This is a genomic window from Mesorhizobium sp. P2_B5, assembly GCF_056404775.1.
In genome coordinates, this window is the sequence record NZ_JBFUDJ010000016.1 from 62,846 (window position 1) to 87,096 (window position 24,251).

Here is a 24,251-nt window from a genome sequence, read left to right on the forward strand (position 1 = left end):
TCTTAGGGGATGTGATTGGGATGATTTTCAATAATTACAGCCGATTGCCGGTCGCCGCGTCGAACAGCGAGGCGCGCGCCGGATCGAAACCGAACTGGACCGGATCGCCGCTGCGCAGCGTCCTTTCCGCCTCGACGCGGAACGAAAGGTTGCGGCCGCCGAGCTTGGTCCACACCAGCGTGTCGGAACCCATCGGCTCGACGATCTCGACGGAACCACTGGCGGAAAACGGCATCGACTTCGCCGCATCACCGAAGCCGATGTGTTCGGGCCGGATGCCGAGCACGCAAGCGGCGGTGGGGCGCTCCGTACCGTCAAAGGCATAGCGCTCAAGCGGCACCGAAACACCGTCCGTCTTGAACGTCGGACCGGCCTCCAGTTCCCCTTCGAGGAAATTCATCGCCGGCGAGCCGAGAAAGCCGGCGACAAAGCGGTTGACCGGCCGGTTGTAGATCGTCTGCGGCGCGTCGAGCTGCTGGATGACGCCGCCGCGCATGACGGCGATGCGATCGGCCAGCGTCATCGCCTCGATCTGGTCGTGGGTGACGTAGATCATCGTGTTCTGCAGCTTGCGGTGCAGAAGCTTGATTTCGACGCGCAGTTCCGAGCGCAGCTTGGCGTCTAGATTGGACAGCGGCTCGTCGAACAGGAAGACGTCGACGTCGCGCACCAGCGCCCGCCCGATCGCCACGCGCTGGCGCTGGCCGCCGGACAATGCCGCCGGCTTGCGCTGCAGCAGCGGCTCGATCTGCAGGATCTCTGCGGCGCGCGCAATGCGCTTGGCGATCTCGTCCCTGGGCACGCCGGCAACGCGCAGGCCGAAGGACAGGTTCTTCTCCACCGTCATCTGCGGGTAGAGCGCATAGGACTGGAACACCATGCCGATGCCGCGGTCCTTTGGCTCCTCCCAGGTGACGTTCTTGCCCTTGATGAAGATACGGCCATCGGAAATGTCGAGCAGCCCGGCGATGCAGTTGAGCAAGGTCGACTTGCCGCAGCCCGAGGGACCGAGCAGCACGATGAACTCGCCCTCGGCGACATCGAGGTTGAGCGTCTGCAACACCGACACAGAGCCGAAATTGAGCGACAGATCCTGGATCGAAACGCTGGTGCCGTTGGCTGCCGTCATCGCCATCACCCTTTCACCGCGCCGGCGGCGATGCCGCGCACGAAAAGCTTGCCGGAGATGAAGTAGACGATGAGTGGCACAAGGCCGGTCAGGATGGTTGCGGCCATGTTGACGTTGTACTCCTTCACGCCTTGTACCGAATTGACGATGTTGTTGAGCTGCACCGTCATCGGATAGGTGTCGGGGCGAGTGTAGACGACGCCGAACAGGAAGTCGTTCCAGATGCCGGTGACCTGCAGGATGATGGCGACGACGAAGATCGGCAGTGACATCGGCGCCATGATGCGCAGGAAGATGCCCCAGAAGCCGGCGCCGTCGACACGCGCCGCCCGAAACAGCTCTTCCGGCATCGAGGCGAAGTAGTTGCGGAACAGCAGCGTCAGGATCGGCATGCCAAAGATCGAGTGCACGATCACCAGCCCGCTCAGGCTGCCATAGAGGCCGATCTCGCGCAGGATGATGACGATCGGATAGATCATCACCTGGTAGGGGATGAAGGCGCCGACGATCAGGATGACGAAGAATGTGTCGGCGCCCTTGAAGCGCCAGTTGGCGAGCGCATAGCCGTTGACCGAGGCAATCGCGATCGACAGCAGCACCGAGGGGACGGTGATGCGCACCGAATTCCAGAAGCCGCGCGAAAGCCCGTCGCAATTGAGGCCGGTGCAGGCCGTCGCCCACGCCTTGACCCACGGCTCGAAGGTGATTTCGAGCGGCGGCGAAAAGATGTTGCCGAGCCGGATCTCGGGCATGCCCTTGAGCGAAGTGACAACCATCACGTAGAGCGGCAGCAAATAGTAGACCGCCATCACGAACAGCGTGCCATAGAGGAAGATGTTGCGGCGCGAGAAGACATGCCGCGGCTTTGGTCCGCTCGGCCCCAAGGCTTCGCGCCCGACGGCACCCGCGCCGGCGGGCAAGGAGACGGCCTGGTCAGCCACGCTTCCGGCCTCCAAATTCGAGATAGGCCCACGGCACGACGACGATCACCACCGAGAGCAGCATCATGGTCGAGGCGGCAAAGCCCTGGCCGAGATTCTGGGCGAAGAACATGTAGTCGTAGACATACTTCGCCGGCACTTCGGAGGCGATGCCAGGGCCGCCGCTGGTCTGGGCGACGACGAGGTCGTAGACCTTGACGATGCCCGAGGCGATGATGACCAGCGTGGTGATGAAGACCGGCCGCATCATCGGAATGACGATGAACAGATAGGTCTTCCACATTGGAATCCCGTCGACCCGCGCCGCCTTCCATATGTCCTCATCAATGCCGCGCAGGCCGGCCAGCATCAGGCACATGATGAGACCGGTGCCTTGCCACAGCGCCGCGATCGAAATGCCGTAGATGACGATGCTGGAATTATAGAGCGGGTCGAAGCTGAAGCTCGTCCAGCCGAGGTCCCGCACCACATGCTGGATGCCGAAATCCGGATTGAGCAGCCACTGCCACACAAGGCCGGTGACGATGAAGGAAAGCGCGAATGGGTAGAGGAAGATAGTGCGGAACGTGTCCTCGAAGCGGATCTTCTGATCGAGAAGTGCGGCAAGCAGGAAGCCGATGACCAGCGAGAACACCAGCGAGATCGCGCCGTAGATCAACAGATTCTCGATCGAGATCAGCCAGCGCGGTGTCGACCACAGCCGGTAGTACTGATCGAGTCCGACAAAATTCAGCCGCGGCAAGAGCTTCGAATTGGTGAAGGAATAGAGCACCGTCCACAACGTGCCGCCAACGAAGACCACCGACGCGGTGAGGATCATCGGGATCGAGGCGACCTTCGCATTGAGGTTGCGGAACAGCGGGTTGGGGCGTTCGCTCTTGCTCATCTCGTCAGCCGGCTGGGTAAGGGCGTTGCGATCCCGGCCCTGCTTGTGGCAAGGCCGGGAGCGAGGTGGATTGCCTCCAACGTCAGTCTGCCGACGCGATGAGATCGGCGAAGCGCTTCTGCGCCTCTTCCACCGTCATGTCCGGCTTGGCGAAGAATTCGGCGAAGAGATCTTCCTTCTGCTTCTGGGTGTCCTGCGACATCAACTGGTCCGTCCACGGGATGACGGCACCCTTGGCGAGGATGGCGAGGCCCTTCTTCATGCAGTCATTGGCGGCGTTCAAGTCGACGTCGCCGCGTACCGGCAGCGAGCCCTTCTTGAGGTTGAAGGCGACCTGCGTCTTGGGATCGAGCAGCGTTTCGGCCAGCACTTCCTGCGCCTTGGACTTGTCGGCATCCTTGAGCAGCGGGAAGTAGAAAGCGTCGCCGCCAGTGGCGATGACTTCGTTCAAACCGAGGCCCGGCAGGCAGGTGTAGTCCTTGCCGGCGACCTTGCCGGCAACCTGGAATTCGCCCTGCGCCCAGTCGCCCATGATCTGGCCGCCGGCCTTGCCGGTGATGACCAGATTGGTCGCCTGGTTCCAGTCCTGGACATTGGTGTTCTTGGCCATCTTGCGGGCATCGTCGGCGGCTTTGAAGACCTTGGCGATCTCGGGTCCGGCGGCGAATTTGGCGTCCTTGTCCTTGTAGACCTTGAGGAACGCGTCGGTGCCGCCCACGGCCGCCAGCAGCACGTCGAAGGCGCCGGAGGATTGCCAGGCCTGTCCGCCGACGGCGAGCGGGATGATGCCGGCCTTTTCCAGCGCGGGCGCAGCCGCGACGAATTCATTCCAGTCCTTCGGCAGTGGCACGCCGGCCTTTTCGAAGGCCTCGTTCGACAGCCACAGCCACTGCCAGGAATGGATGTTGACCGGTACGCAATAGATCTTGCCGTCGATGGTGCAGCTGTCGAGCAAGCTCTTCGGCCGCACGATTTCCGTCCACTTGCCCTTGGTGGCGACATCGGTGAGGTCGCGCATCAGGCCGGCCTGCACCAGTTCTTCCGCCTGCCGGCCGTGGTTGAACTGGGTGGCGCCCATCGGATCGCCGCCGGTGATGCGGCTGATCATGATCGGCCTCGCCGTGCCGCCGGACCCGGCGATGGCGCCGTCGACCCAGTGATTGCCGGTAGCATCGAAGGCCTTGGCGAATTCCGCAACCGCCGCCGCTTCACCGCCCGACGTCCACCAATGGGTGACTTCCAGGTCGGTCGCGGCTGCCGGGCCAGCAAACTGCAGAGCGGCCGTCGCGGCAAAAGCAGCGGTCAAAAGTTTATAGCGCATTTCGGTTCCTCCCAGAATCTGAAACGTTACAGATTTTCGATACGGCAATTGTGCGGTGCGCGCAACCCCTCGACGTAAGCTGGTTTGATATTTTTTCGAGACGCGAACAAATTCCTTGCGCCTAAGCCGGAAAATTCAGAACAAAATCCGCTGCTGCGCTGCAAAATCATGCTGCAGTGCAAGAAATTCACCCCAGGCCTCGTTTTCTCGCGTAGCTTCGGCCCGGTCTGAAAACACTGCCGGTACCATGAATTAGGTGGCCTGCGGTGGCAAGATTGGCAATCTGTAACGTTTCAGTATATTGACGCTTAGCGGGTGAACGGCCTTGCCACATCGTCATGGAAGCGATTGTCGGCAGAGCCGGCGGCTGCTATGCGCCTGACGGGGCGGGACGAAATGGACAGGGACCAGACGGACAAGGACGACGAGGCGTCGGCGCATGAGCGCCCGACGTTGAAGACGCTTGCCTTCATGACCGGGCTCGGCGTCACCACCGTCTCGCGTGCGTTGAAGGATGCGCCCGAGATCGGCGCCGAGACCAGGCGGCGCGTCCAGCTCGTCGCCAGGCAGATCGGTTACCGGCCAAACCGTGCCGGCGTGCGCCTGCGGACCGGCAAGACCAATGTCATCAGCCTCGTGCTCAACACCGAGCGCGAGATCATGAGCTTTGTCTCGGACATCATCTACGGTGTCTCGGAGGTCATTGCCGACACGCCCTACCACCTGATCGTCACGCCCTATTCGCGCTCGCAGGATCCGCTGGATCCGGTGAAGTATCTGGTCGAGACGGGATCGGCCGACGGCGTCATCATTTCGCGCACGCAGCCCAATGACCCACGCGCCCGCTACATGCTGGAGCGCGGCATTCCCTTTGCCACGCATGGCCGCACCGATATGGGGCTCGTCCACCCCTATCATGACTTCGACAATTACGCCTTCGCCGCCGAGGCGGTGCGCCATCTGGCCGGCATCGGCCGGCGCCGGCTGGCGCTGGTGACACCGCCTGTGGGGCTCACCTATTACGGTCACACGGTGAACGGCTTTGTCGATGCGCTGGGCGAGGTCGACGCCAGCGAAGTGCCGTTCAACACCGTTTCAATCGACCAGTCGATCGATCAGATCAGGACCCGGACTGCCCAGCTGATGCGCCGGGAGGTCAGGCCGGACGGCTTCGTCAGCAGCGCCGCCGCGGCGACGCTGGCCGTCGTCGCCGGCATCGAGGATGCCGGCCTGAAACTCGGCCGCGACGTCGATGTCGTATCCAAGCAGTCGTCGGAACTGCTGCATTTGTTTCGCCGGGAGTTGCTGATCGTCAACGAAGACTTCCGCCTGGCAGGCACCGAACTTGCCCGCGCCGTGCTGGGCTGGATAGGCGGCGCGGCACCCGGCTCTTTGCAGACCGTGGTCAAGCCGGGCGACGTCGTCGCTTATCGAGGCTGACTGGCGCTACCGAGAGGCAGGTCAGGCCGAGTCGAAAATGACTGATACCGAGAACCGGAGCGGAGCGTACTTTTTGTACGTGAGCACCGGAAGCGCAGGTATCAGCCATTTGCAGGCCGGCCTCACCTGTCTCTACCCAGCCGCACCGCTGCCCCACGGCCCATGGAAAGCCCCCTGCTCGCCAATGCGCTCGAAGCCGTGCGCGCCGAAGAAATCGCGCTGCGCCTGGATCAGGTTCGAGGTGCCGCGGCCCTGGCGATAGCTGTCGAAATAGGCGAGTGCCGACGCCAGCGCCGGCACCGGCGATCCCGCTTCCGATGCCTTGGCGACGATGCGCCGGAGCGACGGATGCGCCTCCTGCATCATGGCGATGAAGGCCGGCGCCATCAAAAGGTTGGTGGAGGCGCCGCCGGAGCCGAAGGCTTCCGCCATCGTGTCGAGCATCTGCGAGCGGATGATGCAGCCGGCGCGCCAGATCTTGGCGATGGTCGGCATCGGCAGGTTCCAGTTGAACTCCTTCGAGGCGCCGCTCATCACCGCGAAACCTTGCGCATAGGCGGCGATCTTGCCGGCGAGCAGCGCCAGCTCCAGGTCCTTCAAAAGAGCGGCCTTGTCGCCAGCAATCTTGGTCACACCGATATTGCCATAGGCCTTTTCGGCTGCCTGGCGCTCATCCTTGATCGACGACAGCACACGGGCCGCAACCGCCGCTTCGATCGCCGTCGCCGGAATGCCGAGCTGCTGCGCCTCGATGACAGACCATTTGCCGGTGCCTTTCTGGCCGGCGCGGTCGAGGATGATATCGACCACCGGCTTGCCGGTCTTCGGATCATCGGCGGCCAGCACCTTGGCGGTGATCTCGATCAAATACGAATCGAGCCGGCCCTTGTTCCAGTCTTCGAAGACCCTGCCGATCTCCTTCGGCCCCATGCCGAGGCCGTCACGCAGGATGCCGTAGATCTCGGCGATCATCTGCATGTCGGCATATTCGATGCCGTTGTGAATGGTTTTCACGAAATGCCCGGCGCCGTCGGTGCCGAGCCAGGCAGCGCACGGTTCGTCCTTGAATTTGGCCGAGATCGCGGTCAGCACGCTTTCGACGCGCTTCCAGGATTCTTCGGTGCCGCCGACCATGATCGAAGGCCCATGGCGCGCGCCCTCCTCGCCGCCGGACACGCCCATGCCGATGAAGGTGAGGCCCGAACCGGACAATTCGGAAAAGCGCCGCATCGTGTCTCGGAAATTGGCGTTGCCGGCATCGATGACGATGTCGTTGTCCGAAAGCACGCCGCGCAGCGCTTCGATCTGCTCGTCGACCGGCTTGCCGGCCAGCACCATGATGATGATCGGCCGCGGCGGCCGGATGGCTTCGGCAAGTTCCTCCAGGCTGTAGCAGGGCACCACCCTGTCGCGCAGCGCACCGGCGCTCTCAAGGAAGGCATCGGTGCGCGCCTTGGTGCGGTTGAAGACGGCGATGCGGTGCCCATGCTCGGCAATGTTGAGCGCCAGGTTGGAGCCCATCGTGCCAAGGCCGATCAGGCCGATTTCGGCTTTTTCCATCGTTTCTTCCCTGTTTTCGAATTTTGTTTGTTTGAGCCCGCGATTTGCGGGGATGATTGACGGCCCTTTCGGGCCGCGTCAACCGCCTCGCCGATTTGTGTTGGGTGGATTGTCGCGCCCAACTCGCGGTGCCGTATGGCAGTCCGGCTTTACGGCCGGATATCGATCGGCGCCTCTATCTTCACAATGTCGAAGTCCGAAACCAGAATATCGAGCCGCGCCGTCCAGCGGCCGGGTACCGGGATGACGAGATTGTCGACGCGCCAGCTGCCGTCGCCCGGCTTGGTCGCCGGACGCTTTATCGGCTCGATGCCGGAATCGGGCTTCGACAGCACCAGCGTCACCTCCTTGGCATCGAGCGGTCCGAAATCCCCGTCCATGATGACGATGGAGGCGGCAACCTGTCCGGCATGGCCGGGCGTGATGTCGATGTCGGCCATCGCTTTGATCGTGTGGATATGGGTCGATGTCGGCTGCGCCGCAGCGATCGCCAACGCCCGTGGCGGCGGCGTGAAGCGCCAGCCGGCGGCAACGCCGAAGATCAGGAGCACGATCAGCATTTCGACTGAGGTCGAGCGGCTGAGCCGGCGCCGCACCTCCGTCGCTCCGGCCTCGGCCAAGGCGGTGAGCCGCCATCGATTGACCGCTGCCAGCGTGAACAGAAACACCAGCAGCGCCAGCTTGATCAGCAGCAGCCGGCCATAGGCGGTGTTGACGAGTGCCGCCGGCGTCTGCACCTGGATGATGGCGAGCACGATGCCCGCGGCGGCAAGCACCGCGACCACAGGCAGGATCGCGCGCGAAAACCGCCGCAGAAACGCGCCGGCCTCCGCCGATTGGCTGTTCAGCGCCAGACCGAGCGGCAGCAGCGCACCGGCCCAGAAGGCGATGCCGGCGCCGTGCAGGAACACCATCGGCCGCGTCAGCCATTGCGGCTCTGCCGCACTGGCATGGCCGCTGGCGGCAAGGGCTGCGCCGACACCCACAAGTCCGGCGAGCGCCAGTGGCCTGGCGCCAGCGCGCGGCCCGACCAGCGACAACAGGCCAAGCCCGAGTGCCGCCAGCGAAATCAGCACCGTCCAGCCGAAGCTGGTGCCGAGCCCGGTCCGCCAGACCAGCGGTTGTGCCAGCCGGGCGAGCGGCGCGCCCAGCGCATCCAGCCCCTGGAACCCGAGCGACAGGGGTGCTGCGACCAGGCCGCACAGGATGGCGGCAATGACGAAACGCTGGCCTGAGCGCACACCTTGCGCCAGCCATGTCAGCGCGAAGCTGCCGCCGACGCCGAGGAAAAGCCCGATGTAGAGAAGAACCTTGCCGGTCCAGATCGCCGACCGCAAATCCATGTCGACAGCTTCCGCCACTGCCGGCGCCGCGCTTGGCGCGCCGACGGAAAACAGCACCGAGCCGCCGACCGGATGGCCGTCGGCGGAAATCACCCGCCAGCTCAAGACATGCGTGCCCGGCCCGAGCTTTTGCGGATTGTCGATCTCGACCGTCTGGTCGCTGAGCCGGAAAGAGGTCAGCGCGACAGGCGTACCGTCGGGCCACACCAGCGTCAGCACCAGCGGCGACACCGGCTCGCTGAAGGTCAGCGAAAATTGCGTAGGCGTTTGCGCCAGCACAGCGCCGTCGGCCGGGTCGGCCTTGATCAGCGCCGCATGGGCAAAGGCCTGGTTTGGCGTGGCGAGGACGGCAAGAAGCAGGATCGTGGCCAGCAGGCCAAAGCACCTGCCGACTGTCCGTTCTATCCGCTGGAAACAGGCCACGCTCATGCCATCCACCAAAACAGTGGCGCGCCGCTTCGAAGCAGCGCGCCACCAATGCATCACTTCTTGGGCAGCAGGTTGAGGCCGGGCGCCGGATCTTCCAGCGCATCCTCATCCTGGCCAGCAGCCGGAATCTCTATCCAACGCGTGGCGGCGCCATCGCATTCCTGCACCACCGGAAAATAGATCTTCTGGCCGGTCGGCTGATCGGCGGCCAGCGTGCCGCGGAAGACGAATTCGTCGTAAAATTCATCCGGCAGGCTGCCGCCGCTCCAGTCGACTTCCTTGACGCCCGACGTCACCGCCTCGCCATAGAGCTGATAGGATTTCTCGTATTTGCCGTTCTTGACCTGCAGCGTCCAGCCGGGCTTCGGCATCGGCTTCACCGCGATCACCCCTTCCGGGATCTGCACGCGCACGGCAATCGTCGCCTTGCCGTCGCAGCCATGCGGCACCCGCAGCACGGCCTTGTAGGTCGAACCGACCGGCGCTTCCTGGGTTTCGAGCGTGATATGGGCGAAGGCGGCACTTGTCCCCAGGACGAGACATGCAACGGCGGGCAAAAGATACTTGTTCATGATGGTCCCTCTCGAAAAATCGGTTGGCAATAATTGGTCAGTCGTTGTCTTCCTGCGGCGGAGCGCTGCCTATGGCTTGCACGGCGAACTCGACAGTCACCGCTCCGGCCTTTTCGAAGGTCAGCGTGGCGGCAAACATCTGGCCCTCCTTGGGCCGCTGCTTCAGATCCATGAACATTATGTGGTAGGCGCCGGGTCCCAGCGTGACCTTGCCGCCCGCCGGGATGTCCAGGCCGCCCTCGACCGGGCGCATGGTCATGACGCCATCCTTCACCCCCATTTCGTGCAGTTCGGCCTTGCCCGAAATGTCGGAGGCAATCGACAGCAGCCGGTCCGGCGCGCTGCCCTTGTTGACGATGGTGAAGTAGCCGCCGGCAACCTTGGCGCCGGCCGGCGTGGCGCGCGACCAGGGATGCTCGATCTCGATGTCGCCGGCCTTGAACTCATGCGCGAAGGCGAAATGGGCGCCGCCTGCGAATACAAGTGCAAAGGCGAGCGCGGCGGCACGAAGAAAATGGGGCATGGGTAGGCTCCATGAATATGAGGTCGCGCCGTTTCCGGTCGCGAACGATATCGGTTATTGGATGATTGTCGCTCGCGCAGGTTACGCGAGATGCCGCAGTTTCAGGCAATAAGCGGCGGCGCGCGCGGATTGGCCGGAGAACGCTCGCGTGTGAAATCGAGATGCCTGACAGAGGCAAGCACAAAAGCGACGGTCTCGAAGGACAGGCTGACCGGCCCTATGCCGACACCGGGCGGCGGCGCATAGGCAACCGAGGCCAGGCTGCAGCCAAGCATGCAGCATGCCGGCATATGCTGCTGGTGCGGATCGCCTCCGGGAAGCCGGACCGCTCCCTCATGGGTGCAGATAACGTTGCCGAAGGCGTCGAGCTGCGAGGCATCCGGCGGCGTGCCGAAAGCAAAGGCGCCGAGCGTCGACTGGAGCAGCAACACACAAGCCGCGACAAACGCGGCCGTCATGCTCCATCTTTGGCGCCGGATGTTCAAAAACCTGCCTCTTTACGCAGCAACGGCAGATACCTAGCACGCGCCACGCGGCCGGAAAATCGCCAAATCATCGCTGCGGCAACGCGGCGCGTTAAGAAGCGATCCGACCGATTTCCGGAATCGAGGTCAGCAACGTGTTGCGCGCCGACTTCAGATGTTTGCGGCAGGCGACATCGACCTTGCCGAGATCGCGCGATTTCAGTGCCGCGATATAGGCGAGATGCTCGCCAACCGCGACTTCGTTGCGCTCGCGCTCCTGCGCCTTGTTCCACTGGTAGTGGTAGTGGAAGATCATGGCGATGACGTCGTAGAAATCGACGATGAAGCGATTGTGCGAAGCGCGGTGGATCAGCCGGTGAAAGCGCTCGTCGAGCTCCGAGAATTCGTTGAAGCGGGTGTCGATCTCGCTGGCCAGTAGCCGGTGCTCGTCCTCCAGGCGGTCGAGATCGGCCCACACCGGGCTGTCTTGCGGCAGCGCCGCAAAGGCCGCCGCCGAGCGTATCTCGAACATCTCGCGGATTTCGGTGAGTTCGAGCGCGAAGGCGCGCGTAAAACCCTTCAGCACCCAGTGGCTGTTGCGCCGCTTCTCGATCAGGCCGAAGCGGGAGAATCGGATCAGGAATTCGCGCACGCTGGTGGTGCCGACGCCGATCTCGCGCGCCAGTTCGAGCTCGTTGATCTGCATGCCGGCCTCGGCGCCGCCGGCGAGCAGCCTGCGCATGAACGAGCGCTCGATGATCTGCGCCAGCGTGTCGGTCTCCTCCTCGGGGAAGAAATCGTGCGGCTTCGGCGCCCTGAGCACGGTCTTGCTGCGCTTGTTCCAGGCGATAAGCCCGGTCTCTTCCATGCGCGCCAGAATGGTGCGCACGGTGGTGCGGCTGACGCCGAGCAAAGTGCCAAGCTCCGGCTCGGACGGCAGGCTCTGCGTTTCATCGAGCAGCCGCAGACCCCTGTTGTAAGCGTCCTTGTAGACGTTGTTGCTCTTCGACATCCCTGCCCCGTTGCGCGCCGGCGCTTGCTATGGCTGGCTTGAAGCGCGATATCACAGATGTTTCCTAGCGCATGACCCGGCAAAGCAAAACGCTTTGCGTGTCAGACGCGGCTCTCTACAACCCACGCGTCCATCGGATGCATGGTCTCCTCCTGAAAAAACAATTGACGCACAAATGTTTTTTCCCGATAAAAGACATTATATGGAAACAGACGCGTGTCAATCCGCGCATCCCCCCAGGAACAGACCCAGGAAACTGCCCGTGAACGCCTCGAACAGCATTCTTCTGTCTCCCGCCGACAATGTCGCGGTCGCCAATGGCCGCATCGAGATCGGCACCGCTCTGCCCGGCGGCGCCGTCGCCACGGCCTTGATCGAGCCCGGCCACAAGGTGGCGATCAAGCCTATCGCCGCCGGCGAGGCGGTGGTCAAGTATGCCCAGGCCATTGGCCGTGCCACGCAGGACATCGCCCCCGGCGAGCATGTCCATTCGCACAATCTGGTTTTCGAGAGCGGCCGCCTGCCGGTGGTGCCGCCGAGCGAGGCCGAACACGCGACGGCAGCCGATCGCGCCCGCACCTTCATGGGCTACCGCCGCGCCGATGGCCGCGCCGGCACCCGCAACTTCATCGGTATCATTGCCAGCGTCAATTGCTCGGCCACCGTCTGCCATGCCATTGCCGACGAGGCCAACCGCGTTCTGTTGCCGAAATATCCGGGCATCGACGGCTTCGTGCCGATCGTCCACGGCCAGGGCTGCGGCATGAGCGCCACCGGCGACGGCATGATGGTGTTGCATCGCACGCTTGCCGGCTATACCCGCCATCCGAATTTCGGCGGCGTGCTGATGGTAGGCCTCGGCTGCGAGGTCAACCAGCTCACCCTTTACGGCCAGAAGGGTGCGGCCGCCGGAAAACGCCATTTCAACATCCAGGACGCCGGCGGCTCGCGCAAATCGGTGGAGAAGGCGATGGGCGTGCTCGCCGAGATCGCCGAGGAAGTCGGCACATTGCAGCGTGAGCCGATCCCGGTCAGTGAGATCGTTGTCGGCCTGCAATGTGGTGGCTCCGACGGCATGTCGGGCATCACGGCCAATCCAGCACTTGGTGCGGCCGTCGACATCCTGGCCGGCGTCGGCGGCATCGGCATCCTGTCCGAGACGACGGAGATCTATGGCGCCGAGCATCTGCTCGCCTATCGCGCGGCGACGCCGGAGATCGCCAAGAAGCTCGACGGTTTCGTCAAGTGGTGGGAAGATCACGTCGCCAAGCATGGTGCCTCGATCGACAACAACCCTTCGCCCGGCAACAAGCGCGGCGGCCTGACCACCATTCTGGAGAAGTCGCTGGGTGCGGTCGCCAAGGGCGGCCAGACGCCGCTCAACGGCGTCTTCGGCTATGCCGAGAAGGTCACCGGCAGCGGCCTGGTGTTCATGGACACGCCCGGCTACGATCCGGTCTCGGCGACCGGCCAAGTGGCGGGCGGTGCCAACATCATCGTCTTCACCACCGGCCGCGGCTCCTGCTTCGGCTGCCGGCCGACGCCGTCGATCAAGGTCGCCACCAACTCGACCATGTACCACCAGATGGAAGAGGACATGGACGTCAATTGCGGCGTCATCGCCTCGGGTGAAAAGACCATCGCCGGCATGGGTCGCGAGCTGTTCGAACTGATCGTCGAGACGGCATCGGGCCGCAAGACCAAGAGCGAGGCGTTCGGCTACGGCGACAACGAATTCGTGCCGTGGCACCTCGGCGCAACGCTCTAAAACACTGACCAAAAAACTACGGGCTGCAAAAGTGGGTCCGCAAGGGAGGCTTTGGATGGACAAACGCCGCATCGGCACAACTGCGCTCGAGGTCACCGAGATAGGCTTCGGTGGGGCGGCGATCGGCGGCCTCTACCGGGCCTGTCCGCGCGAGGCGGCGATGGAGACGCTGCAGACCGCCTGGGAGGCCGGCCTGCGCTATTTCGACACCGCGCCCTTCTATGGCTTCGGCCTGTCGGAACGGCGGACCGGTGATTTCCTGCGCTACAAGCCGCGAGACTCCTATGTTCTGTCGACCAAGGTCGGGCGCCTGTTTCGCCCCGTGCCGGAAGATCAGGTTCCCGATCATTCCTATGTCGACCCGCTGCCTTTCGCGCTCGACTACGACTATTCCTATGACGGCATCATGCGCTCGGTCGAGTTCTCCTATGCGCGGCTCGGGCTAAACCGGATAGACATCCTGTTTGTTCACGACATCGGCACCTACACGCATGGTGTCGAGAAGACGAAAGTGCATTTTCGCCAGCTGATGGATGGCGGCTTGAAGGCTCTGGAAGAGCTGAAATCGTCCGGCGTCATTTCCGCCTATGGGCTCGGCGTCAACGAGGTGCAAATCTGTCTCGACGTGCTGCGCGAAGCCCCGCTCGACTGCATCCTGCTCGCCAGCCGTTATTCGCTGCTCGATCGCTCGGCTGAGGCCGACCTTTTGCCGCTCTGCCGGCAGCGGCAGACTTCGCTGATCATAGGCGGCGTCTTCAACTCCGGCATCCTGGCGACCGGCCCCGTACATGGCGCGCATTTCGACTATGTGCCGGCGACGGAGGACATCTTGGAGCGCGTCGGCGCGATGGAGAAAATCGCCACCGAGGGTGGCTATCCGCTGGCGGCGGCCGCGCTGCAGTTCCCGTTGCACGAACCGGTCGTGGCCAGCGTACTGACCGGAACAGCCAAAGCCGCCAATCTGACACGCAATCTCGACCTGTTCGACGTCGAGGTGCCGCAAATGGAATTCGCAAAATATGCTCCTTACACCGTCGTTCAGGAACTCGGATGACGACGATCACGTGATTCTCAAGAAAGAATGAACATTCCATATTGACTAGATGGTGGAATTAATATTCCATCGTAATCAAGGAGGATCGGGAGCGTCTGGACGTGGCATTGAGGATCGGCAAGGAGGGCTTCTCCGCCGAGCCATGCGCAGGCTGATATGAAACACCGCTTGCGTCGGCTGGATCGATGCACTATCAAAAAGCGGTAACTGTTTTTTATTGATAAAGTTCTGTTTGGGCCGCGCCTATCCGAATGGAGCTTCCGTAACCTTCACCGGGCGATCTAGGGAGGAACCCTCATGAAATTTGTGACCAGCATTCTCAACCGCCGCTCACTCGTCGCGCTCGCTGCCGCCTCTATGCTTGCCGGTGCGCTGCACACGGCGCCGGCTTCGGCGGCGGATGTGACCATTCCGATCATCGTCAAGGACACCACGTCCTTCTATTGGCAGATCGTTCTGGCCGGAGCCCGCAAGGCCGGCAAGGATCTCGGCGTCAATGTGCCGGAACTCGGCGCCCAGGCTGAGACGGACGTCAACGGCCAGATCTCGATCCTCGAGAACGCCGTTGCCGGCAACCCGGCTGCCGTCGTCATCGCCCCGACCGAGGCCAAGGCGCTCGGCAAGCCGATCGACGAGGCCGCCACCAAGGTCAAGGTCATCGGCATCGACTCCGGCGCCGACTCCAAGGCCTTCACCTCGTTCCTGACCACCGACAACGTCCAGGGCGGCCGCGTCGCAGCTGACGGTCTTGCCGCTGCCATCGGCGCCGCCAATGGTGGCAAGGTCGAGGGCAAGGTTGCGCTGATCACCGCACTGCCCGGCGCCGGCTCGCTCGAACAGCGCGCACAGGGCTTCAAGGAACAGCTCAAGGCCAAATATCCAGGCCTTGAACTGGTTGCCGACAAGTATGCCGACGGCCAGGCCACCACCGGCCTCAACATCGCCACCGACCTGATCACCGCCAACCCGGACCTCAAGGGCATCTTCGCGTCCAACCTGATCATGGCGCAGGGCGTCGGCCAGGCGATCGCCGAGAACAACCTTGCCGGTAAGGTCGGGCTGATCGGCTTCGACAGCGACGAGAAGCTGATCAAGTTCCTCAATGACGGCGTCATCTCCGGCCTCGTCGTCCAGGACCCCTACCGGATGGGCTATGACGGCATCAAGACCGCACTCGCCGCCTCGAAGGGCGAGAAGGTCCAAGCCAATGTCGACACCGGTGCCAATCTGGTGACCAAGGCCAACATGAAAGACCCCAAGATCGACGCGCTGCTCAACCCGAAACTCTGAGCCGCATCCATCTCGAAAACTGTTTCCGGGGCTCCTCGCGCGCCCCGGAAACATCCCGCAAGCTGCCACAAACGGCTTGGAAATGCATGCGCTTGGGCTAGGCTGTTTTGAGGCGTGTCCATGCCACGCCACGTGCCAATCGCAAGGCCAATCTGGGAGGATTGTCATGACGCCAACGGCGCAGGAACTGCACCCGGCCCCAACGCTGGAGCCTGGCAGGACGATCCTCGAACTGCACGGTCTGGAAAAGCGCTATCCTGGCACGCATGCCCTGAAGCCGGTCCACCTCGCCTTCAAGGCTGGCGAAATCCACGCCATCGTCGGCGAAAACGGCGCCGGCAAATCCACCCTGATCAAGCTTCTGACCGGCGTCATGCCGCGCACCTCCGGCGACGTCATCTGGGAAGGCAAGCCGGCAGCTCTGGCGACTCCGCACGAGGCGATGGCGCTCGGCATCAATGCCGTGCACCAGGAAGTCGTGCTTTGCCGCCACCTCACCGTCGCCGCCAACATGTTCCTCGGCGAGGAGGAGTCCCGTTTCGGCATCCTGCAGCAGCGCGCCATGGTCAAGGATGCGCAAAAGATCATAGACGACCTCGGTTTCGACCTGCCGGCGCATGTCGTGCTCGGCGACCTCACCATCGGCCAGCAGCAGCTGATCGCCGCCGCCCGCGCCACGGTGCGCGGCACCAAGTTCCTGATCTTCGACGAGCCGACCGCCTACCTCACCCGCAAGGAGGCCGACCAGCTGTTCAAGCTGATCCGCCGCCTCAAGGGCGAAGGCGTCACCATCATCTACATCAGCCACCGCATGGAAGAGGTGTTCGAACTCGCCGACCGTGTCTCGGTGTTGCGCGACGGCACGCTGGTCGGCACCAGGAACATCGCTGAGACCAACGACGCCGAGCTGGTCAAGATGATGATCAACCGCTCGATCGAGCAGGTCTACCACAAGGAGCATTTCACGCCCGGCGCGATGATCGTCGAAGCGAGGAACCTGTCCGGCAAGGGCTTCGAAAACGTCTCGATGACCGTCCGCGCGGGCGAGATCGTCGGCCTCTACGGCCTGATCGGCGCCGGCCGCAGTGAGTTCGTCACCACGCTCTATGGCCGCCATCGCAAGTCGGCCGGCCAGATTCTCTGGGAAGGCAAGGAAGTCCAGGTCAACTCCGAGCACGACGCGATCAGGCTCGGCATGGCGCTGGCGCCTGAAAGCCGCCGCGACCAAGGCCTGTGCCTGAACCTGCCCGTAGGCCTCAACCTCAATCTGCCGATCTACAAGCGCATATCCAGGAACATGCTGATCTCCGGCGCAAAGGAGAAGGCCGAGGCCGATCGCCAGATCGCCGACCTCCGGATCAAGACGCCGACACGCGGCGCCCTCGCCTCCAGCCTGTCGGGCGGCAACCAGCAGAAGATCGTCATTGGCAAGTGGCTGGCGCACGGCGCCAAGCTGTTCATCTTCGACGAGCCGACGGTCGGCGTCGATGTCGGCACCAAGGCCGAGATCTACCGCCTGTTCGGCGCGCTTTTGTCCAAGGGCGCCGGCATCATCCTGATCTCGTCGTACCTGCCGGAAGTCTATGAGCTGGCCGACACGCTGCATGTGTTCCGGCGCGGCAAGCTGGTGGCCACGCACGGGTTCCGCAGCGCCGACCACGAGGAAATTCTCTCTCAGGCGCTCGCCGAGAAACAAGAAAAAAAGGGAGGTCAGACATGAGCACCGAGGCCATTGCCGCCGAAAAGCCGAAGCGCAACTACAACGCCCTGTTCGGGTTGACGCTGCTGGCGCTGCTGGTTCTGCTTTGGATCATCCTGTCGGTGTCGACGCAGAGCTTCGCCTCGGCCAACAACATCTCGAACCTGCTGCGCCAGGGCTCGATGATCGCTATCCTGGCGGTCGGCCAGACCTTCGTCATCATCACCGGCGGTATCGATCTATCCGTCGGCGCCGTGGTCGGCTTCGCCACCGTCATCGCCGCCATGCTGATCAACGCCGGCGTGCCGGTTTTCCTCGCCATCCTGATCACGCTTCTGGTCGGCGTCACCATCGGCATGTTCCACGGCTTCGGCATCGTCAAAATGGGCCTGCCGCCTTTCATCATCACGCTGGCGACGCTCACCTCATTGCGCGGCATCGGCCTGTTGATGACCAACGGCAACTCGATCTCGATCAACAACGACGCCTTCCAGGAGTTCTCGCGCAACTCCTTCGTCGGCGTCCCCAATCTGTTCTGGATGGTGATCCTGGTCGGCATTCCGGCTTACATCTTCCTGCATCACAGCCGCTGGGGCCGCTATCTGTTCTCGGTCGGCTCCAACGCCGAGGCCTCGCGCCTCTCCGGCGTCAATGTCCAGCGCACCATCTACATGGCCTACACGCTGTCTGGCCTGTGCGCGGCCTTTGTCGGCGTGCTTTTGGCCTCACGCATCGGCATCGGCAACCCGACCCAGGCCGAGGGCTGGGAACTGCAGGCGATCGCCTCCTCGGTGATCGGCGGCACCTCGCTGTTCGGCGCCGTCGGCTCCGTGCACGGGCCGCTGCTTGGCGCCTTCATCCTCGCCACCATCAACAACGGCGCCAACCTCTTGAACGTCAACGCCTTCTGGCAGCGCATCATTACCGGCGCGCTGATCATCATCATCGTCTATTTCGACGGCCTGCGCCGTCGCGGCAAATAGTCCTCCCTGACCTTTTCGCCGGTCCGCTCGACGGACCGGCGCCTTTTTTGAACACTGGAATTGCTGAATGAAAGCCGTCGTTTGCCGCTCGCCTGGCGACCTTGTCCTGGAAGACCGCGCCGCACCAGGCGCACCACCTGCCGGCTGGGCGCTGATCGCGGTCAGCCATATCGGCATATGCGGTACCGACTACCACATCTTCGAGGGCAAGCACCCGTTCCTTGCCTACCCCCGCATCATGGGCCACGAAGTGTCGGGCACCATCGTCGAGGCCGGTGAAGGCGTCGAACTCGCCGTCGGCGAGCCCGTCATCATCAACCCCTACCTCGCTTGCGGCAAATGCATCGCCTGCCGGCAGGGCAAGCCGAATTGCTGTGTGCGGATCGAAGTGCTCGGCGTGCATCGCGACGGCGCCATGGCCGAGCAGATCCTGGTGCCGGCACAGAATCTTTATCCGGCAAACGGCCTGTCGCTGGCCGATGCCGCTGCCGTCGAATTTCTCGCGATCGGCGCGCATGCCGTGCGCCGTGCCCGCGCTGAACCAGGCGCCCGCACGCTGGTCATCGGCGCAGGGCCGATTGGGCTTGGCACGGCGATCTTCGCCCGCATTGCAGGGCTCGATGTCAGCCTGCTCGACATGAGCACGGAGCGGCTGGATTTTGCCAAAGGCGAACTCGGCTTCGCCACGCTCGACGGCTCGCAAAAGGCGGCAGCCGAACTGGTGCGCGATGCAACCGGCGCCGAAGGCTTCGACGTGGTTTTCGACGCCACCGGCAACACCGCCTCGGTGCAATCTGCCTTCGCCCACGTCGCGCATGGCGGCACGCTGGTTCTGGTCAGCGTCGTCAAGGACGACATCGTCTTTTCCGACCCCGAATTCCACAAGCGCGAGATGACCTTGGTCGGCAGCCGCAATGCGCTCAAGGCCGACTTCGACCACGTCGCCGCCTCCATCCGCAACGGCGCCGTGCCGCTGGCGAAACTCGTCACCCATCGCACGACGCTGGCCGGCACGCCGTACGATCTCGCCCGCTGGGCGCATGAGAAATCCGGGCTGATCAAAGCTGTGATCGAGGTGGGGTAGGGCCAGCAGGCGGGCTTACAGCGCCGACAGTTTCAGCTCCACCCGCTCCGCCGGAAACCGCGTTTCGGAGAACTGGACCGGTCGGCCATCCGTCGTGACATTGACGGCGACGGCGACCAGCACGATGGCCCCCGGCTGCAGGTTGAGGTCGGCAAGGTCGGCGGCATCGGCATGGCGTGCCGACAGCACCGTCGATTGCCTGAGATAATCATCCACGCCGAAACGCCGAAGCGAGGCGGTGATCGAACCGGTCTCCGCCATCACGGCATCGATGCCTGCGAAGCGCTTGGCCTCGTACCAGCTGGCAGCGCGCGACACCGGCCGGCCGTCTGCTTCGCCGCGCGTCTCCAGCCGGATCACCTCAGTGCCCCTCACAAGCCCAAGCCCGTCGGCGACGCGCTGGCTGGCCGGTTCGACCGCTGATGTAAGCAACACGATGTGCCGTTCCGAAGTCTGTCCTTGCAGACCCGTCGAAAACCGCGTCCGGGCACCGATCGGATAGGACAGCCGCTTGCGCGACAAGACGAAGGTGCCGCGCCCCTGCTCGGCCCGCAGCACGCCTTCCTGAACCAGCGTTGATATGGCGCTGCGCACCGTGTGGCGGTTGACGCCGTAGCGTTCGGCCAGCGCCACCTCTGGCGGCAACGCGGCATTCTCGGCAAAATCGCCGGCGGCGATCGAATGCAGGATCTGGTCGGCGATCTGCCGCCACAATGAGACGCCGCTGCGCCGTTCAATGCTGCTCGCCATCTGTTGCCCGGCCATTTTTGCCCCGATCACGCCCATGTCATCCACCAGTCATGGACACGGGTTAGATAATAGGTATAATTTGTATAGTTGTCTATATCACTAGACAAATTTTACACATTCAGGGAGTTGGTGCATGCGAGGACAGGAAGCCCGCGACCAGGCCGAGCGCAAAGCCCTCATGGCGACGCTGGCGCAGGCGAGCGGCGACGATGTAGCCCGGCTCTGGGACGAGGCCGGTCTGACCTCGGAGGCCGAGCTTCTGCGCGGGCCGGAAACTGGACTGGTCACGGTGCGTGGCCGCATCGGCGGCGGGGGCGCGCCCTTCAATGTCGGTGAAGCCACGGTCACCCGCGCCACCGTGCGGCTCCCCTCCGGGCAGGTCGGCCACAGCTACATGCTCGGCCGCGACCGGAAGAAGGCGAAGCTGGCGGCGATCGCCGACGCGCTCTGGCAGGACCCAGCCCAGCGCCATACGGTCGAGACAGCGCTGGTGGCGCCGTTGCGGGTCGCCCAAGGCGAGGCACGCGAGAAGCGCCGGGCCGAGACGGCAGCAACGAAAGTGGATTTCTTCACCATGGTGCGCGGAGAAGACTGATGGACATCGCAACACAAGCAATCGACGGCGGTTTCGCCGACCCGGTGTTCAACGCCCAGACCGTCTTCCGCGCCGTCATGGACGCCATGGCACGGCCTGGCAGCGTGCAGCCTCTGCCGGTCTTCGCCCGCCCGCCGGCGCCGCTGTCGGTCACCGCCGGCGCCATCGCGCTGGCGCTGTGCGACAACGACACGCCGCTCTGGCTCGACCCTGCTCTGCAGGCGTCCGCGGCGGTCAAATCCTGGCTCGGCTTCCACACGGGTGCGCCGCTTGCCAACACGCCGGCCGATGCGCATTTCGCCTTGATTGCCAACCCGGCGGAGATGGCGGCGCTCGACGGCTTTTCGCAAGGCACGCAGGACTACCCCGATCGGTCGACGACGCTGATCCTGCAGGTCGGCAATCTCGTCTCTGGCGCGCCGCTGCTGCTCGAAGGTCCCGGCATCGAAACCACCGCGACCATCGCGCCGGCGCAGATGCCGCGGCACTTCGTCGAACAGTGGAAGCAGAACATCAGCCGGTTTCCGCGCGGCGTCGACATCATCCTGGCGGCGCCCGACGGCGTCGCCTGCCTGCCGCGCACGACACGCATCAAGACGATGGAGGCGTAAAAATGTATGTCGCGGTAAAAGGCGGTGAAGCCGCTATCGCCAATGCCCACAGCCTGCTCGCCGACCGCCGGCGCGGCGACCGTTCGGTGCCGGCACTGCGCCTCGACCAGATCGTCGAGCAGCTGGCGCTCGGCGTCGACCGGGTGATGAGCGAAGGCTCGCTTTACGACCGTGAACTGGCCGCGCTCGCCATCGTCCAAGCGCGCGGCGACATGATCGAGGCGATCTTCCTGGTGCGCGCCTACCGCACGACGCTGCCACGCTTCGGCTACAGCAATCCTATCGACACCGGCGCGATGCTGGTCGAGCGGCGCGTGTCGGCGACCTACAAGGATTTGCCCGGCGGCCAGTTGCTTGGGCCGACCTTTGACTACACCCACCGGCTGCTCGACCCCGAGCTTGCCGCCGGCGCCGATGTCGCCGAGCCGTTGCAGCGCGTTGGTGAAGCGGAGGCGATGCCGCGCGTTTCGGCGATCCTTGCCCGCGAAGGCCTGATCGAGCCGGACGGCGAGATGCCGCAGGACCATGTTCCCGGCGACATCACCCGTGAGCCGCTGGAATTCCCGATGGCGCGCGACATCCGTCTGCAGGCGCTGTCGCGCGGCGATGAGGGTTTCCTGCTGGCGCTCGGCTATTCCACCCAGCGCGGCTATGCCCGCAACCATCCCTTTGTCGGTGAGATCCGCATCGGCGAGGTCGAGCTGGAGCTCGACGTGCCGGAACTGCCCTTCGCCGTGCCGCTCGGCTCGGTCCGCGTCACCGAATGCCAGATGGTCAACCAGTTCAAGGGTTCGGCCAAGGCACCGCCGCAGTTCACCCGTGGTTACGGCCTCGTCTTCGGCCAGAGCGAGCGCAAGGCGATGGCCATGGCGCTGTGCGACCGGGCACTGCGTGCCACCGAACTCGGCGAGGATGTCGTCGCCGCCGCGCAGGACGAGGAGTTCGTCATCTCGCACTCCGACAATGTCCAGGCGACCGGCTTCGTCGAGCATCTGAAGCTGCCGCACTATGTCGACTTCCAGGCCGAACTCGATCTCGTGCGCCGTATGCGTGCCGCGTACGAAGCGCGTGAGAACCCCATCGCGATGGACGAAAAGAAGGAGGCCGCGGAATGAACGCCCAACCGACAGACATCGCCACCTACAACTTCGCCTATCTCGACGAGCAGACCAAAAGGATGATCCGCCGGGCGATCCTCAAGGGCATCGCCATCCCCGGCTATCAGGTGCCGTTCGCCTCGCGCGAAATGCCGATGCCCTATGGCTGGGGCACCGGCGGCGTGCAGGTCACCGCGTCGATCATCGGTCCCGACGATGTGCTGAAGGTCATCGACCAGGGCGCCGACGACACGACCAATGCGGTCTCGATCCGCGCCTTCTTCAAGAAGGTCGCCAATGTCGCTGTCACCACGGACACGGCCAGCGCCTCGATCATCCAGACCCGCCATCGCATTCCCGAACATCCGCTCAGCGCCGGACAGGTTCTGGTCTATCAGGTGCCGATCCCCGAGCCATTGCGCTTCCTCGAGCCGCGCGAGACCGAAACGCGCAAGATGCATGCGCTTGAGGAATACGGCCTCATGCATGTGAAACTCTATGAGGACATCGCCAAACACGGCCGCATCGCCACCACCTATGCCTATCCGGTCAAGGTCGAGGGCCGCTATGTCATGGACCCGTCGCCGACGCCGAAATTCGACAATCCCAAGATGCACCGCTCGCCGGCCTTGCAATTATTCGGCGCCGGCCGTGAAAAGCGCATCTACGCGGTGCCGCCCTTCACCGATGTCGTCAGTCTCGACTTTGAGGACCATCCGTTCGAGGTGCAGACCTTCGACCAGCCCTGTGCACTGTGCGCCGCCGAGAACGTCTATCTCGACGAAGTCATCCTCGACGACCATGGCGGCCACATGTTCGTCTGTTCCGACACCGACCATTGCGAGAAGCGGCGGGCAGACGGCCATCGCGGCCACCTTGCCCCCGAGCCCCATCTTGCTGCAGAAAAAATGGAGCCGGCGCAATGACCGACGAACCGCTGCTGCGCGTCTCGGCGCTGTCCAAATTCTATGGCTCGCGCGTCGGCTGCGAGAACGTCACCTTCGATCTCTGGCCGGGTGAAGTTCTGGCTGTCGTCGGCGAATCCGGCTCCGGCAAGACGACGCTGCTCAACTGCCTGTCGACGCGGCTGCTGCCCTCTTCCGGCACCGCCAGCTACCGCATGCGCGACGGCCAGTTCCGCGAGCTCTACCGCATGAGCGAGGCCGAACGCCGCTTCCTGATGCGCACCGACTGGGGCTTTGTTCATCAGAATCCCGCCGACGGCTTGCGCATGACGGTGTCGGCCGGTGCCAATGTCGGCGAGCGGCTGATGGCGGTCGGTGACCGCCATTACGGCAAGATCCGCGCCACCGCCGTCGACTGGCTGTCGCGTGTCGAGATCGACGAGGACCGCATCGACGACGATCCGCGCGCCTTCTCCGGCGGCATGCGCCAGCGCCTGCAGATCGCCCGCAATCTGGTCACCGGCCCACGGCTGGTGTTCATGGACGAGCCGACCGGCGGCCTCGACGTCTCGGTGCAGGCACGCCTGCTCGATCTGCTGCGCGGCCTGGTCACCGATCTCGGCCTCGCGGCGATCGTCGTCACCCACGACCTCGCCGTGGCGCGGCTCCTGTCCCAGCGCATGATGGTGATGAAGGACGGCCGCGTCGTCGAAAGCGGCCTCACCGACCGCGTCCTCGACGATCCCCGCGCGCCCTACACGCAGCTTCTCGTTTCCTCGATCCTCCAGGTGTGAC

23 protein-coding genes are annotated in these 24,251 nt (G+C 63.8%); 12 read left to right on the plus strand and 11 right to left on the minus strand.

All coding sequences use genetic code 11. The features are described from left to right. Nucleotides 1-34: 34 nt before the first annotated feature. The 4 genes from AC1D1N_RS30300 to AC1D1N_RS30315 form a co-directional block, all read right to left on the minus strand. Nucleotides 35-1,129, minus strand: coding sequence for an ABC transporter ATP-binding protein (locus tag AC1D1N_RS30300; RefSeq protein ID WP_477352922.1), 1,095 nt, complete (start codon nucleotides 1,127-1,129; stop codon nucleotides 35-37). 5 nt (nucleotides 1,130-1,134) lie between these two features. Continuing rightward, entirely contained in the window at nucleotides 1,135-2,070 is a 936-nt protein-coding gene (locus AC1D1N_RS30305; protein WP_112562774.1) for a carbohydrate ABC transporter permease, read from the minus strand. Further along, nucleotides 2,063-2,956 (minus strand): carbohydrate ABC transporter permease, encoded by an 894-nt coding sequence (locus tag AC1D1N_RS30310; RefSeq protein WP_112562776.1) that lies wholly within the window; start codon nucleotides 2,954-2,956, stop codon nucleotides 2,063-2,065. The genes AC1D1N_RS30305 and AC1D1N_RS30310 overlap by 8 nt, the downstream gene beginning before the upstream one ends. A gap of 82 nt (nucleotides 2,957-3,038) precedes the next feature. Further along, complete coding sequence (locus AC1D1N_RS30315) at nucleotides 3,039-4,277, minus strand: ABC transporter substrate-binding protein (RefSeq protein WP_436261416.1); 1,239 nt, start codon at nucleotides 4,275-4,277, stop codon at nucleotides 3,039-3,041. Nucleotides 4,278-4,673: 396 nt separating this feature from the next. Here AC1D1N_RS30315 and AC1D1N_RS30320 point away from each other — a divergent pair, with 396 nt between their 5' ends. Next, nucleotides 4,674-5,717 carry a LacI family transcriptional regulator gene (locus tag AC1D1N_RS30320; protein WP_112562780.1) on the plus strand — a complete coding sequence of 348 codons (1,044 nt, stop codon included), beginning with the start codon at nucleotides 4,674-4,676 and terminating at the stop codon, nucleotides 5,715-5,717. 132 nt (nucleotides 5,718-5,849) lie between these two features. Here the strand turns inward: AC1D1N_RS30320 and gndA are convergent, their stop codons facing one another. From gndA to AC1D1N_RS30350, 6 genes are all read right to left on the minus strand, one after another. After that, nucleotides 5,850-7,277, minus strand: coding sequence for an NADP-dependent phosphogluconate dehydrogenase (gene gndA / locus AC1D1N_RS30325; RefSeq protein WP_477352925.1), 1,428 nt, complete (start codon nucleotides 7,275-7,277; stop codon nucleotides 5,850-5,852). A 149-nt stretch (nucleotides 7,278-7,426) separates the two neighbouring features. Then, nucleotides 7,427-9,049, minus strand: a complete 1,623-nt coding sequence (locus AC1D1N_RS30330) for a copper resistance CopC/CopD family protein (protein ID WP_477352927.1) — start codon at nucleotides 9,047-9,049, stop codon at nucleotides 7,427-7,429. Between the two features lie 53 nt (nucleotides 9,050-9,102). Further along, nucleotides 9,103-9,621 carry a YcnI family copper-binding membrane protein gene (locus tag AC1D1N_RS30335; protein ID WP_477352929.1) on the minus strand — a complete coding sequence of 173 codons (519 nt, stop codon included), beginning with the start codon at nucleotides 9,619-9,621 and terminating at the stop codon, nucleotides 9,103-9,105. Between the two features lie 37 nt (nucleotides 9,622-9,658). After that, nucleotides 9,659-10,144 carry a copper chaperone PCu(A)C gene (locus AC1D1N_RS30340; protein WP_436261420.1) on the minus strand — a complete coding sequence of 162 codons (486 nt, stop codon included), beginning with the start codon at nucleotides 10,142-10,144 and terminating at the stop codon, nucleotides 9,659-9,661. Between the two features lie 101 nt (nucleotides 10,145-10,245). Then, entirely contained in the window at nucleotides 10,246-10,602 is a 357-nt protein-coding gene (locus tag AC1D1N_RS30345; protein ID WP_477352931.1) for a DUF2946 family protein, read from the minus strand. A gap of 118 nt (nucleotides 10,603-10,720) precedes the next feature. Continuing rightward, a complete protein-coding gene (locus AC1D1N_RS30350; protein ID WP_112562790.1) occupies nucleotides 10,721-11,620 on the minus strand; it encodes a GntR family transcriptional regulator in 900 nt (299 codons plus the stop codon). A gap of 262 nt (nucleotides 11,621-11,882) precedes the next feature. On the opposite strand from AC1D1N_RS30350, the gene AC1D1N_RS30355 reads away from it, so the two are divergent. From AC1D1N_RS30355 to AC1D1N_RS30380, 6 genes are all read left to right on the plus strand, one after another. Then, nucleotides 11,883-13,388 (plus strand): UxaA family hydrolase, encoded by a 1,506-nt coding sequence (locus tag AC1D1N_RS30355; protein ID WP_436261422.1) that lies wholly within the window; start codon nucleotides 11,883-11,885, stop codon nucleotides 13,386-13,388. Between the two features lie 55 nt (nucleotides 13,389-13,443). After that, entirely contained in the window at nucleotides 13,444-14,442 is a 999-nt protein-coding gene (locus tag AC1D1N_RS30360) for an aldo/keto reductase (protein ID WP_477352934.1), read from the plus strand. Between the two features lie 297 nt (nucleotides 14,443-14,739). After that, complete coding sequence (locus AC1D1N_RS30365) at nucleotides 14,740-15,732, plus strand: substrate-binding domain-containing protein (protein WP_477352935.1); 993 nt, start codon at nucleotides 14,740-14,742, stop codon at nucleotides 15,730-15,732. A gap of 166 nt (nucleotides 15,733-15,898) precedes the next feature. Then, a complete protein-coding gene (locus tag AC1D1N_RS30370; RefSeq protein ID WP_112562798.1) occupies nucleotides 15,899-17,452 on the plus strand; it encodes a sugar ABC transporter ATP-binding protein in 1,554 nt (517 codons plus the stop codon). Then, complete coding sequence (locus tag AC1D1N_RS30375) at nucleotides 17,449-18,414, plus strand: ABC transporter permease (protein ID WP_477352938.1); 966 nt, start codon at nucleotides 17,449-17,451, stop codon at nucleotides 18,412-18,414. The genes AC1D1N_RS30370 and AC1D1N_RS30375 overlap by 4 nt, the downstream gene beginning before the upstream one ends. 67 nt (nucleotides 18,415-18,481) lie before the next feature. Continuing rightward, nucleotides 18,482-19,498 carry a zinc-binding alcohol dehydrogenase family protein gene (locus tag AC1D1N_RS30380; protein WP_477352940.1) on the plus strand — a complete coding sequence of 339 codons (1,017 nt, stop codon included), beginning with the start codon at nucleotides 18,482-18,484 and terminating at the stop codon, nucleotides 19,496-19,498. Nucleotides 19,499-19,513: 15 nt separating this feature from the next. Here the strand turns inward: AC1D1N_RS30380 and phnF are convergent, their stop codons facing one another. Next, the gene (gene phnF / locus AC1D1N_RS30385) at nucleotides 19,514-20,263 is read right to left on the minus strand and encodes a phosphonate metabolism transcriptional regulator PhnF (protein WP_477352983.1); all 750 of its coding nucleotides are present in this window, start codon (nucleotides 20,261-20,263) and stop codon (nucleotides 19,514-19,516) included. A 118-nt stretch (nucleotides 20,264-20,381) separates the two neighbouring features. Between phnF and phnG the strand changes: the two genes are divergently transcribed. Genes phnG through phnK form a run of 5 tightly spaced genes read left to right on the plus strand, consistent with a single transcriptional unit; the run spans nucleotide 20,382 to nucleotide 24,250 of the window. After that, a complete protein-coding gene (gene phnG, locus AC1D1N_RS30390; protein WP_477352942.1) occupies nucleotides 20,382-20,843 on the plus strand; it encodes a phosphonate C-P lyase system protein PhnG in 462 nt (153 codons plus the stop codon). Next, on the plus strand, nucleotides 20,843-21,454 hold the full coding sequence (phnH, locus tag AC1D1N_RS30395) for a phosphonate C-P lyase system protein PhnH (RefSeq protein WP_477352943.1): 612 nt from the start codon (nucleotides 20,843-20,845) through the stop codon (nucleotides 21,452-21,454). Before phnG ends, phnH begins: the two co-directional genes overlap by 1 nt. Nucleotides 21,455-21,456: 2 nt before the next feature. Then, complete coding sequence (locus AC1D1N_RS30400; protein ID WP_477352945.1) at nucleotides 21,457-22,569, plus strand: carbon-phosphorus lyase complex subunit; 1,113 nt, start codon at nucleotides 21,457-21,459, stop codon at nucleotides 22,567-22,569. After that, the gene (locus AC1D1N_RS30405; protein ID WP_477352947.1) at nucleotides 22,566-23,477 is read left to right on the plus strand and encodes an alpha-D-ribose 1-methylphosphonate 5-phosphate C-P-lyase PhnJ; all 912 of its coding nucleotides are present in this window, start codon (nucleotides 22,566-22,568) and stop codon (nucleotides 23,475-23,477) included. Before AC1D1N_RS30400 ends, AC1D1N_RS30405 begins: the two co-directional genes overlap by 4 nt. After that, nucleotides 23,474-24,250, plus strand: a complete 777-nt coding sequence (gene phnK, locus AC1D1N_RS30410) for a phosphonate C-P lyase system protein PhnK (protein ID WP_477352949.1) — start codon at nucleotides 23,474-23,476, stop codon at nucleotides 24,248-24,250. Before AC1D1N_RS30405 ends, phnK begins: the two co-directional genes overlap by 4 nt. Nucleotide 24,251: the final 1 nt, after the last annotated feature.

Bases quoted from the DNA above. Each gene is read 5' to 3' on its own strand.
- AC1D1N_RS30300 (WP_477352922.1), bottom strand. From the start codon at position 1,129: ATGACGGCAGCCAACGGCACCAGCGTTTCGATCCAGGATCTGTCGCTC.
- AC1D1N_RS30310 (WP_112562776.1), bottom strand. From the start codon at position 2,956: ATGAGCAAGAGCGAACGCCCCAACCCGCTGTTCCGCAACCTCAATGCG.
- AC1D1N_RS30315 (WP_436261416.1), bottom strand. From the start codon at position 4,277: ATGCGCTATAAACTTTTGACCGCTGCTTTTGCCGCGACGGCCGCTCTG.
- AC1D1N_RS30320 (WP_112562780.1), top strand. From the start codon at position 4,674: ATGGACAGGGACCAGACGGACAAGGACGACGAGGCGTCGGCGCATGAG.
- gndA (WP_477352925.1), bottom strand. From the start codon at position 7,277: ATGGAAAAAGCCGAAATCGGCCTGATCGGCCTTGGCACGATGGGCTCC.
- AC1D1N_RS30330 (WP_477352927.1), bottom strand. From the start codon at position 9,049: ATGAGCGTGGCCTGTTTCCAGCGGATAGAACGGACAGTCGGCAGGTGC.
- AC1D1N_RS30335 (WP_477352929.1), bottom strand. From the start codon at position 9,621: ATGAACAAGTATCTTTTGCCCGCCGTTGCATGTCTCGTCCTGGGGACA.
- AC1D1N_RS30340 (WP_436261420.1), bottom strand. From the start codon at position 10,144: ATGCCCCATTTTCTTCGTGCCGCCGCGCTCGCCTTTGCACTTGTATTC.
- AC1D1N_RS30345 (WP_477352931.1), bottom strand. From the start codon at position 10,602: ATGACGGCCGCGTTTGTCGCGGCTTGTGTGTTGCTGCTCCAGTCGACG.
- AC1D1N_RS30350 (WP_112562790.1), bottom strand. From the start codon at position 11,620: ATGTCGAAGAGCAACAACGTCTACAAGGACGCTTACAACAGGGGTCTG.
- AC1D1N_RS30360 (WP_477352934.1), top strand. From the start codon at position 13,444: ATGGACAAACGCCGCATCGGCACAACTGCGCTCGAGGTCACCGAGATA.
- AC1D1N_RS30365 (WP_477352935.1), top strand. From the start codon at position 14,740: ATGAAATTTGTGACCAGCATTCTCAACCGCCGCTCACTCGTCGCGCTC.
- AC1D1N_RS30370 (WP_112562798.1), top strand. From the start codon at position 15,899: ATGACGCCAACGGCGCAGGAACTGCACCCGGCCCCAACGCTGGAGCCT.
- AC1D1N_RS30375 (WP_477352938.1), top strand. From the start codon at position 17,449: ATGAGCACCGAGGCCATTGCCGCCGAAAAGCCGAAGCGCAACTACAAC.
- AC1D1N_RS30380 (WP_477352940.1), top strand. From the start codon at position 18,482: ATGAAAGCCGTCGTTTGCCGCTCGCCTGGCGACCTTGTCCTGGAAGAC.
- phnF (WP_477352983.1), bottom strand. From the start codon at position 20,263: ATGGCCGGGCAACAGATGGCGAGCAGCATTGAACGGCGCAGCGGCGTC.
- phnG (WP_477352942.1), top strand. From the start codon at position 20,382: ATGCGAGGACAGGAAGCCCGCGACCAGGCCGAGCGCAAAGCCCTCATG.
- phnH (WP_477352943.1), top strand. From the start codon at position 20,843: ATGGACATCGCAACACAAGCAATCGACGGCGGTTTCGCCGACCCGGTG.
- AC1D1N_RS30400 (WP_477352945.1), top strand. From the start codon at position 21,457: ATGTATGTCGCGGTAAAAGGCGGTGAAGCCGCTATCGCCAATGCCCAC.
- AC1D1N_RS30405 (WP_477352947.1), top strand. From the start codon at position 22,566: ATGAACGCCCAACCGACAGACATCGCCACCTACAACTTCGCCTATCTC.
- phnK (WP_477352949.1), top strand. From the start codon at position 23,474: ATGACCGACGAACCGCTGCTGCGCGTCTCGGCGCTGTCCAAATTCTAT.